This is a genomic window from Pseudenhygromyxa sp. WMMC2535 (assembly GCF_011083025.2).
The window spans coordinates 5,622,633-5,632,590 of record NZ_JABJWV010000001.1 but is presented as its reverse complement, the minus strand read 5'-3'; the positions used below and the strand labels follow the sequence as shown (position 1 = coordinate 5,632,590).

General features: G+C 68.9%; 9 protein-coding genes and 1 tRNA gene. 6 read left to right on the top strand and 4 right to left on the bottom strand.

Annotated features, from left to right (window positions below; translation table 11 throughout):
- Positions 1–1,281: an efflux RND transporter periplasmic adaptor subunit gene (locus G6O69_RS22185; protein WP_172305506.1), complete on the bottom strand. Its 1,281-nt coding sequence runs from the start codon at positions 1,279–1,281 to the stop codon at positions 1–3.
- Between the two features lie 269 nt (positions 1,282–1,550).
- On the opposite strand from G6O69_RS22185, the gene G6O69_RS22180 reads away from it, so the two are divergent.
- Positions 1,551–3,299 (top strand): DUF2330 domain-containing protein, encoded by a 1,749-nt coding sequence (locus G6O69_RS22180; protein ID WP_172305505.1) that lies wholly within the window; start codon positions 1,551–1,553, stop codon positions 3,297–3,299.
- A gap of 112 nt (positions 3,300–3,411) precedes the next feature.
- Here the strand turns inward: G6O69_RS22180 and ald are convergent, their stop codons facing one another.
- Entirely contained in the window at positions 3,412–4,536 is a 1,125-nt protein-coding gene (gene ald / locus G6O69_RS22175; protein ID WP_172305504.1) for an alanine dehydrogenase, read from the bottom strand.
- 79 nt (positions 4,537–4,615) lie between these two features.
- Positions 4,616–5,401 (bottom strand): HAD family phosphatase, encoded by a 786-nt coding sequence (locus tag G6O69_RS22170; RefSeq protein ID WP_172305503.1) that lies wholly within the window; start codon positions 5,399–5,401, stop codon positions 4,616–4,618.
- Between the two features lie 31 nt (positions 5,402–5,432).
- On the opposite strand from G6O69_RS22170, the gene G6O69_RS22165 reads away from it, so the two are divergent.
- From G6O69_RS22165 to G6O69_RS22150, 4 genes are all read left to right on the top strand, one after another.
- Complete coding sequence (locus tag G6O69_RS22165; protein WP_172305502.1) at positions 5,433–6,635, top strand: FHA domain-containing serine/threonine-protein kinase; 1,203 nt, start codon at positions 5,433–5,435, stop codon at positions 6,633–6,635.
- Between the two features lie 150 nt (positions 6,636–6,785).
- A tRNA-Pro gene (locus G6O69_RS22160) sits at positions 6,786–6,859 on the top strand.
- A gap of 137 nt (positions 6,860–6,996) precedes the next feature.
- Complete coding sequence (locus G6O69_RS22155) at positions 6,997–7,596, top strand: response regulator (RefSeq protein ID WP_172305501.1); 600 nt, start codon at positions 6,997–6,999, stop codon at positions 7,594–7,596.
- 223 nt (positions 7,597–7,819) lie between these two features.
- Positions 7,820–8,425, top strand: coding sequence for a response regulator (locus G6O69_RS22150; RefSeq protein ID WP_172305500.1), 606 nt, complete (start codon positions 7,820–7,822; stop codon positions 8,423–8,425).
- Positions 8,426–8,555: 130 nt separating this feature from the next.
- Here the strand turns inward: G6O69_RS22150 and G6O69_RS40440 are convergent, their stop codons facing one another.
- Positions 8,556–9,032 carry a hypothetical protein gene (locus tag G6O69_RS40440; protein ID WP_255215848.1) on the bottom strand — a complete coding sequence of 159 codons (477 nt, stop codon included), beginning with the start codon at positions 9,030–9,032 and terminating at the stop codon, positions 8,556–8,558.
- A 150-nt stretch (positions 9,033–9,182) separates the two neighbouring features.
- Here G6O69_RS40440 and G6O69_RS40435 point away from each other — a divergent pair, with 150 nt between their 5' ends.
- Complete coding sequence (locus tag G6O69_RS40435; protein ID WP_255215847.1) at positions 9,183–9,920, top strand: NapC/NirT family cytochrome c; 738 nt, start codon at positions 9,183–9,185, stop codon at positions 9,918–9,920.
- The last annotated feature ends 38 nt before the right edge of the window (positions 9,921–9,958 follow it).

The following is a 9,958-nucleotide window of genomic DNA, read 5'->3' as shown; positions in this document are numbered from 1 at the left end:
TCAGCCCGCCTTGGCGACCTCGTCGGGCTTCGCCCTCGCGGCCGCGCCCTCGCCGGGCCCAGCCTCCGCGTCGGCCGGCGCCTCCGCCTGTGCCGGGGCCTCTGCCTCGCCCGCGGCGTCTTGCTCGTCTGCGAGCGGCGTGCCGCGTGCGTCGACCTCCATGATCAGCGCGCCGTCCTTGAGCCCCGCCTGACCGGCGACGATCACCCGCGCGCCCTCGGACAGGCCCGAGCCGACCTCGACGAAGTCCTCGTTGCTCAGCCCGGTCTCGAGCAGCACCTTCTTGGCGCGCTCGCCATCGGCGATGAACACGAAGGTCTGCTCCTCCTCGTGGACCAGGGCCGGCTTGGGCACGACGAGCACGTCGGCGTGGACCTCGGTGGTCAGCGTGACCTCGGCGTACATCCCGGGCAGGAAGCCCTTGGCGCCGCCGGTGAGCTCCGGGGGCAGGCCGATGGTCACCTTGACCGTGCCCGTGGTCGCGTCGACGATCGGCGCGATGCGCTTGACCGTGCCCACGCCCTGGCGGTCCTTGGCGGCCTTGCCGACGACCTCGGCGCTCTGACCCTCCTCGAGGCGATCGAGCTCCTTTTCGGGCACGTAGACCCGGGCCACGAGGGTGTCGAAGTCGGTGACCTCGAGCACCTGGGCCCCGCTCGACACGAAGCCGCCCTCGTCGACGAAGCGCTGGGTGACGACGCCGTCGAAGGGCGCCTTGATCACCGTGTTCGAAAGCTCGTGGCTGCGGTCGCGCTTGTCGAGGCGCGCGAGCTCGAGGCTCGACTCCGCCTCGTCGTACTCGCTCTGGCTCGCAATGCCTTGCTTGAACAGACGCTCGACTCGCTCGAATTCGCGCTGGGCGTCGGCCAGGCTCGACTCGGCGCGCTCGAAGCCCAGGGCCTGGGCCTCACGGCGGATCCGCGCCAGGGTCTGGCCCTTCTTCACCTCGTCACCTTCTTCGAAGGACAAGCTGGTCAGGCGCCCCGTGGACTCGGCGTGGACCGTGACCTGCATCTCCGCTTCGATGGTCGAAGCCGCGCGGATCTTGCCCTCGATGGTCCCGCGCTCGACGGCGGTCAGGAGCACCGGCGTCGGCTGCTCCTCGGCCTCGCCGGCCGCCTCGGCCCCTTCGCCGCCGGGACCTCCCCGGCCGCCAGGACCTCCCGGGCCACCAGGGCAGCCCGTCGTCGCCCCCAGCGTCAGCGCGAGGGCGAGCGCGAACTGCCGAGGTGCCGGCCGAAAACGGCCAATTGGGGCTATCTCTGGCTTGGCTAGAGTCATGGCGGTAGTCGCAGGCGAGGTAGCACGAAGCGCCCCCGCTGTCCCGGGGAGAGCGCGCATCCGCCAGCGCTCGCTCGTCGCGGCCTGGGAGCCCTCCGACCGCCTTCGACTCTCGGACCCACAACCTAGTTTCGCGCTGACCATGTGCTTGCGCACTTCTTTGAACAGGCGTTCAAAGTAGTTTAATTTGATTTAACAAATGAAAAATAACTAACAATAATAGTGGACGTCTCCTCTCCCACACTCGTTACCATCCTGCGAGCGCTCCCATGCAACGCCACCACAGCCCGTTTTTGCTCCCGGCCATCGCCACCACAGCCCTCGGCCTCGGCCTCGGCCTCGCCCCCAGCAAAGCGGCAGCCTGCGGCGGCACCTTCTGCGACAACACGCCCGAGCCCATGCCGGTCGACCAGCGCGGCGAGGACATCCTCTTCGTGCAAGACGGGACCAGCGTCGAGGCCCACGTCCGCGTCCAATACACCGGCGAGGCCGAGCGTTTCGCGTGGCTCGTGCCGCTCCAGGCGATCCCCGAGATCAGCGTCGGCAGCGATCTGCTGTTCACCAACCTCTCGCTGGCCAGCGCCGCGAGCTGGACGAGCGCGCGCACCTACGAGTGCCCCGAGGACGAGCCGGGCTGGGACAGCGACGATGGCGGCGACTTCGTCGTGAACCTCGACGTCGCCAGCGAGCCCGAGGTCGTGTTCGAGGACGTCGTCGGCGCCTTCGAGGTCGTCGTGCTTCAGGGCGGGACCGCGGCGGAGGTGATCGAATTCCTCGACGCCAACGACTACGCCCAGGACGCCGACGCCGAGCCGATCTTGCAGACCTACCTCGACGAGGGCTTCTTGTTCGCCGCGGTCAAGCTCGCCGCCGGGGCCGAGGTCGAGGAGATCCACCCGCTGACCTTCCGCTTCCTCGGCGACGAGCCCTGCGTGCCGATCAGGCTCACGCGGATCGCCGCCGAGGAAGACATGGGCATCCGCGCCTACTTTCTGTCGACCGCGCGCTGGGCCCCGAGCAACTACGAGCACGTCGTGCTCAACCCGCTGCGCTACGACTGGTCGACGAACAGCGGCTACGTCGAGCTGCTCAGCCTGGCCGTCGACGAGGCCGGCGGCCAGGCCTTCGTCACCGACTACGCCGGCAGCTCGGACTCGGTCTCGATCTTCGGGCTGTTCTCGGCCAGCTGGAACGAGCAGGCCTTCGTCGACGTCGATCCGATCACCGCCATCGATCTGATCGCCGGCCAGGGCCTCAACACCCACCCGATGATCCAGGCGCTGCTGATGCAGTACATCCCGCCCCCCGATGGGGTCAGCGCCACGGTGTTTTGGAACGAGATCGAGGCCTACGCCGACCAGATCGACCTCGAGGCCTGGGACGGGGCGGCCTTCGCCAGCGACCTCAGCGAGCGGATCATCGAGCCGGGCATGCACGCCCTCGACCTGCTCGAGACCTGGCCGTACCTGACCCGGCTACACACCACGATGTCGCCGGCCGAGATGACCGTCGACCCGATGTTCCACCAAAACCCCGACCTCCCCACGGTCGACAACCTGCGCTCGACCCCCGCGCTCGAGCACTGCGGCGGCGACTCGGTCTACGACGTCGACCTCGAGGGCACGAGCGTGCAGGTCTGCCAGGAGGCGGGCACCAGCTACCCGGACTTCTCCGCCATGCCCGCGGCCCTGCGCATCGAGCAGGTCCCGGCCATGGGCGCGCCCCAGGTCGTCACCGACAACAGCGAGGCGATCCTCGCCGCCCACGCCCTCGCCCAGGCCGACAGCGAGTGCGCCTCGGCTGCGGAAGAGGAGACCGGCGACAGCGGCGAGAGCACCAGCGACGACGGCGGCGACGACGTCGGGGACGACGAGAGCGGCAGCGAGCCCTACGACCTCCCCTACGACATCAGCTGCGGGTGCAGCAGCAGCGAGGGCGGCCGCAACCACGCCCCCCTGGGCGTCGCCCTCGGCCTGCTCGTGCTCGCCTGTGTCCGCCCCCGCCGGCGCCGCGGCTGAGCGCGAGCGCCCTCCAAGCCACGACGAGAGACGGCCGGGCCTGCACACGCAGCCCGGCCGTCTCTGATCCTGGAGATCCAGGAGCTCCAGGAGCTCCAGGAGATCCAGGAGATCAGTGTACGAGCGACTCGAGGGTCGTGAACTCGACCCCGCAGGCCGTCGCCACCGCCTCGACGGTGCACACCCCATCCCAGGTGTTGACGCCCTTGGCGAGGTGACCGTCGCCGTGGATCGAGTCGAGGATCGCCTGCTCCACGCCCTTGTTGGCGATCTCCAGGCCGTAGCCCAAGGTCGCGTTGGTCAGGGCGTAGGTGCTCGTGCGCGGCACGGCCCCGGGCATGTTGGCGACGCAGTAGTGGACCACGTCGTAGGCGATGTAGGTCGGCTCCTGGTGCGTAGTCGGCCGACAGGTCGAGATGCACCCGCCCTGGTCGACGGCGACGTCGACGATCACCGAGCCGGGCTTCATACCCTGGACGAGCTCGTCGCTGACGAGCTTGGGCGCGGCCGCCCCGGGCACGAGCACGGCGCCGATGACCATGTCGGCGGTCAGCACCTTCTTCTCGATGTTCTCGGGGTTGGAGTAGAGCGTCTCGATGTTCGTGCCGAACACGTCCTCGAGGTAAGCCATGCGGTGCTGGCTGAGGTCGAGCACGGTGACCTGGGCCCCGAGCCCGATGGCGATGCGCGCCGCGGCCGTGCCGACGATGCCTCCACCGATGATCGTCACCCGCCCGCGCCGCGTCCCGGGCACGCCGCCCAGCAGCAGACCGCGGCCGCCGTTGGCCTTCTCGAGCGACCACGCCCCGACCTGCGGTGCCATGCGCCCGGCGATCTCGCTCATCGGCCGCAGCAGGGGCAGCCCGCCGTGGCGATCGGTGATCGTCTCGTAGGCGATGCCGCGGACCTTCTTGTCCATGAGCGCCCGGGTCAGCTCGGGGACCGCGGCCAGGTGCAAATAGGTGTAGACGATCTGCCCCTCGCGGAAGAGCGAGTACTCCTCGCGCAGCGGCTCCTTGACCTTGACGACCATGTCCGCCGCCCAGGCGTCCGCGGCCGCGTCGACCATGGTCGCGCCGGCACCTTCGAATGCATCGTCGGGGAACCCGCTGCCATCGCCCGCGCCACGCTCGACCACGACTTCGTGCCCGGCCTGGACCATGGCGCGCACGCCCGCAGGCTGCATGCCCACTCGGTACTCGTGGTTCTTGATCTCCTTGGGGACGCCGATCTTCATCGCGCGAGCACTATAGGTCGAAGCCCACGAGGCGGACCAGCGAACTGGCCGCGCGCGGCGGCGTGCGGCCAGCCTGTGATCAGCCTTGCGCGGGCGCGAGCAGCCGCTCACAGAGCTCGAGGAAGCCCTCGACCTCGCGCGCGGCGGTGACCCGATCCGGCAGGTGGGGGAAGTCCTCGACCTGGGCGACGACGTCGGCGGTGCCCACGGTCAGCGCGAAGCGATCGGGCGTGAACAGCCCGGCGTCGTTGGGCGCGTCTCCGATCGTGACCACCGTCTTGGGATCGATGCCGCGTTCCCCGAGCAAGCGCAGCAGCCCCGCCCCCTTGTCCGGCGGACGCTCGGCCAGGTGCACGTGGACGTTGGACCAGATCAAAAAAACACCCTCGGCCTCGGCGGCCGCGCGCAGGCGCGAGAGCTCGTCCACGTCGCGCCCGTCGCGCTCGTAGGCGACGTCGCCCAGGCGGCAAAAGGCATCCCCGGTCACCCGCAGCTTGGCCGCATGTTCCCGGTTCAGGTGTTCACCGACGGCCCTCAGGCGCGCGACGTCGGTGACCTCGCCCAGCCAGCGCGGCGCGTGGTCGGGCACGATCTCGAGCAGCCCGTTCTCCGCCACGCCAAAGGTCACGCCGGGGAGGTAGCGACATAGACCCAAGACCTCGCCCGCCGGGCGACCGCTGATCGGGATGATGGTGAAGCCCGCAGCCGACAGCCTGGTCAGGCCGGTGATCAACTCGGGTCCGAGCTTACCGGAACGCGTCAACGTCCCGTCGACGTCGCTGGCGATCACGCGGACTTTGCTCAGCCGCTCGGGTGGGAGCGTGGCCAGGGGCGCGGGGGGGAGCCTTGTTCGTGGGCTTGCCATGCGAGTCGTGTTAGGGTCGCGCTCTACCACGATGGCGCTCGAGCTGCAGCCCGGCGACGTCTACGCCGGAAACATCCAGATCCTCGACGTCCTCGGCAAGGGCGCCTTCGCCTGTGTCTACAAGGTTCTGGTCCCGGGCTACGGCGATCCCCTCGCCCTCAAGCTGACCAAGGAGCCGGTGACCGCGGGCGACCAGGCCCAACGGGCGCTGCGCGAGATCACGATCTTGCGCTCGCTGACCAACCCCCACGTGGTCCGGACCTTCGACTGCGGGCTGCGCCCCGACGGGCACATCTATCTGTTGATGGAGTTCCTCGAGGGTCAGGCCCTCGACGAGTGGCACGACTTCGAGTCCCCCCTCGACCCGCCGCGGGCGGCCTCCTTGGTCCACCAGGTCTGCCTCGGCCTGTCCGAGGCCCACGCCAAGGGCATCGTCCACCGCGACGTCAAACCCGAGAACATCTTCGTCGAGGACAACGGCCACGTGCGCGTGCTCGACTTCGGCCTCGCCCGATCCTGGGACGGCTCGCCGGTGGTCGGGGTCAACGCGACCAAGACGCACATGGTCGTGGGCACGCCCCACTACGCCCAACCCGAGCAGCTCAAGACCCGCCAGCTCTCCCCGGCCAGCGACGTCTACAGCATGGGCCTGCTGCTCTACGAGCTGCTCAGCGCGTGCTCGCCCTTCCACCACGGCCGGCTGCTCAACGAGGTCAAGCAGGAGTTCGCCAAGCAGCCGCTGATGTGGCTCAAGTGCCACGCCGAGACCGAGGCCGTCCCCCTCGACGAGCAGCCCGGCTGCGAGCGGCTGCCCGAGGCCCTCGTCCGCGGGGTCATGCGCAGCCTCGCCAAGCAGCCCGAGCAGCGCCCCCCCGACGCCGGCGCCCTCGCCAACATCCTCGGCTACGCGCTCCACCGCGACATGGGGGTGTCCGTGGCCGCGAGCTTGCGCATCCTGCTCCCCGGCGAGCGCCACCACGAAGATCGCCTGTTCTTGCCGGGCTCCTACCGCATCGGCAGCGGCGAGCGCTGCGAGATCAAGCTGCGCCACGACAGCGTCCTGCGCGTGCACGCGGTCGTCGAGTGGAGCGGCATGCCCCACCGCCCCCAGCTGCGCCCGATCATCGGAGACGGCACCGTGCAGCTCAACGACCGGCCCGTACACAAGCCGATCGAGCTCGGTCCCGAGGACGAGTTCTCCATCGGCGCGGTCCGCATGGCGATCGCCTTTTGAGCCTCCTGGCCGGCTCTCGAGGGGCTGAGGCCACTCCCCCGGGACCTCCCGGGGATCGTGCGCAGCCCGACTGAGCTTGCGCACGGTGCCCTCCCCCCTGGTAGGGCTTTGACATCCCCAGACGGCTCTGCTACCTACGCGCTCCGATTCCGGGGCGTAGCGCAGTCTGGTAGCGCGTTCGGTTCGGGACCGAAAGGTCGGAGGTTCGAATCCTCTCGCCCCGACACGAGGGGGGGCTCGCAAGGCGGGCCCCCCCCTTCGTTTTTCCGGCCCGCGGCGACTCGATCTCGATCTAGTCACTCGGCGCAACGCGCGATCACGCGACGCTGCCGGCTGGTTAAAAAACTGGCATGATCCACCGGTGTCCCGCCTGCGCGTTCTGATCATCGACGACGACGCCAAGGTCTGTGAGTACCTCCAGGAGCTACTCACGCCCGACGGCTGCGAGGTCGTGGCGATCAACGATCCCGAGCAAGGCCTCGCCAAGCTCAAGGCCAAGGAGACCTACCACATCCTGATCCTCGATCTGCGCATGCCGGGCATCAACGGCATCGAGCTGCTCGAGCAGATCCGCAAGATCGACAAGGACATCGCGGCGATCATCTTGACCGCCTACCCCAGCCTCGAGACGGCGACCGACGCCATCAACCTCGACGTCTCGGCCTACATGCAAAAGCCTTTCAGCGGCGAGGAGATGCGCGAGACCATCGCCCGCGTCGCCCGCAAGAAGGGCATCGTCGTCCGCCGCGAGGACGAGCTGCACATCACGATTGGTCAACGAATTCGCGAAGTCCGAAAGAAGCGCGAGCTGACCCTCAAGCAGATGGGTCGGCGGACCAACCTCTCGGTCTCGCTGCTCAGCCAGATCGAGCGCGCCGAGTCCTCGGCCTCCGTGTCCTCGCTCTACAAGATCGCCAACGCCCTCGACGTGCGCATCGTCGAGCTCTTCGGCGATTTTTGAGCGCCGCGCGGACTCGCTCACTCGCGCTACGCGCGAGCCCCTTCGCAAACTGATCGTTCGATCATTCGCAGCCAGAGGCCGGCCCCACCCCGCGCCTGCTCGCCCCGCGGACACCCGGACACCCACGCGCCCACCCGCCGCTTCGGCCCCGTGAAGGCCGCGACACGCTCGCAGCTCGCACACGCCCCGGGCACAGCGGCGCAAAAGCTGGCATGATTTCCCCGTGTCCTCTCGCCTCCGCGTTCTGATCATCGACGACGACGTCAAGGTCTGCGAGTACCTCCAAGAGCTGCTCACTCCCGACGGCTGTGAGGTGGTGTCGATCAACGATCCCGATCAGGGCCTCGCCCGGCTCAAGGAAGAAAAGGACAACTTCCACATCCTGATCCTCGATCTGAAGATGCCGGGCATCAACGGCCTGCAGCTGCTCGAGAAGATCCGCAAGGTCGACAAGGACATCGCGGCGATCATCTTGACGGCCTACCCCAGCCTCGAGTCCGCGACCGACGCCATCAACCTCGACGTCGCCGCCTACATGCAAAAGCCCTTCAGCGGCGAGGACATGCGCGAGACCATCGCCCGCGTCGCCCGTAAGAAGGGCATCGTCGTCCGCCGCGAGGACGAGCTGCACATCACCATCGGCCGACGCATCCGTGAGGTCCGCCGGCAAAAGGGGCTGACCCTCAAGCAGATGGGCCGGCGGACCAACCTCTCGGTCTCGCTGCTCAGCCAGATCGAGCGCGCAGAGTCTTCGGCCTCGGTGTCCTCGCTCTTCAAGATCGCCAACTCCCTCGACGTCCGCATCTCCGAGCTCTTCGGCGACTTCTGAGCCGCAGCCGCGGTCAGAGCCCCGCCCACAACCCCTGTGCCCAAGCCGAGGGCGGCGGCCCCCAGCGCCTCGTCCATGACGCGACCTGCAGCGCCATGGGCAGATCGCCTGGACCCGCCGGACATGCACACTAGACTGGCCACATGTTCGCGCTGTGGCCGACGTCCAGCGGACCGGGTGTCCGTCTCGTAGCCACACGCCTCTCCTTCATGAAGGTCCGCGCGGCGCTCCCCCCCGCCTGCGTTCGACCTTCTTGCGGCCTCCCGGGCACGAGCTTCGCGTCTTGACCCGCCCGGCACCCTACGCCCGCAGCCTCGCTGCGCTGCTCTTGGCCCTCGTCGGCTGTCGAGGAGCAGACGACGCCGGTGGCGCCCCGAACATCGGCCCGGCAGCCGGGGGCGATCGCGCCCCCGAGGTCACCGAGCCCGCCGCGCTCGCCGTGGACGCGAGCGCGCCACCTCCCGCGTGGCGCGAGCTCTCGGTCGCGCACTGGCTGCCCGGGCCGGCCTCGAAGGCGCGCCTCGCTGACCAGGCGCGAGCCGAGCTCGCGGCCGGATGCCCCGCGTGTCACGAACTCGAGCACAGTCAGTGGCGAGAATCGGAGCACGCTGGCGCATGGTCGAGTGACACCTTTCAGCGCGCATTTACTCGCGAGCCGCTGCGATTTTGTCAGCGTTGTCACGCTCCCGAGGCCGACCCAAATGCAGCCCCCAGCATTTGGAGCGGCTCATTGGGAGTAGGCTGCATTACGTGTCATTTGGATGATGATGGTGCGCACATTTGGACCGCGGGTGACAAAGCCAGCCCCCCCGTCGAGCTCGGCTGCGCGCGGCCGATCGCGCGCTCGCCAGCCTTCGCCGGACCCCAGGCCTGCGCGCGCTGCCACGAGTTCGACTTCCCCGACTCCGCGATCCGTGCGCAGCCGCTCGCAATGCAGTCCACCATCACCGAGCACCGCGCCTCGCTGGCGTCCGAGCGCGCGTGCATCGACTGTCATATGCCCGAGGGCGACGCGCACCGCTTCCCCGGCGCCCACGACCCGCGCATGCTCCGACGCGCGCTGCGAGTCCGCGCGTGGCGAGATGGCCGGCGCGTCACGCTCGATCTCAGCCCGGGCCTCGTAGGCCACGCAGTCCCCACGGGAGACCTCTTTCGCCGCCTCGAGGTCTCACTCCTCGCTGTCGACGCGGCGGGCGAAGAGCGGGTCCTCGGTCGCCGCTGGCTGGGGCGCCGATTCGCGCCTCGCCATCAGCCCAGCGGGCTCACCACCACCGACGAGATCGAAGACAGCCGCGTCGGTCCGGAGGGTCTGAGCCTGCGCTTCGCGCTTCCCTCCGAGTTGGCTGGAAACCTCCAGTGGCGAGTCGTTCACCAGCGAGTGCTCCACGCCGGGCCGACCCCCATGTCCGACGTACTAGACGGCAGCATCGAGCTCGCGCGCGGTCCGGTGCTCGACGCTCAACCTTCACCTCCGGTGTCGCCCACTGTCGATTGACCCTAAGATCGAAATAGGGTCTTTGGATCAGATGATTG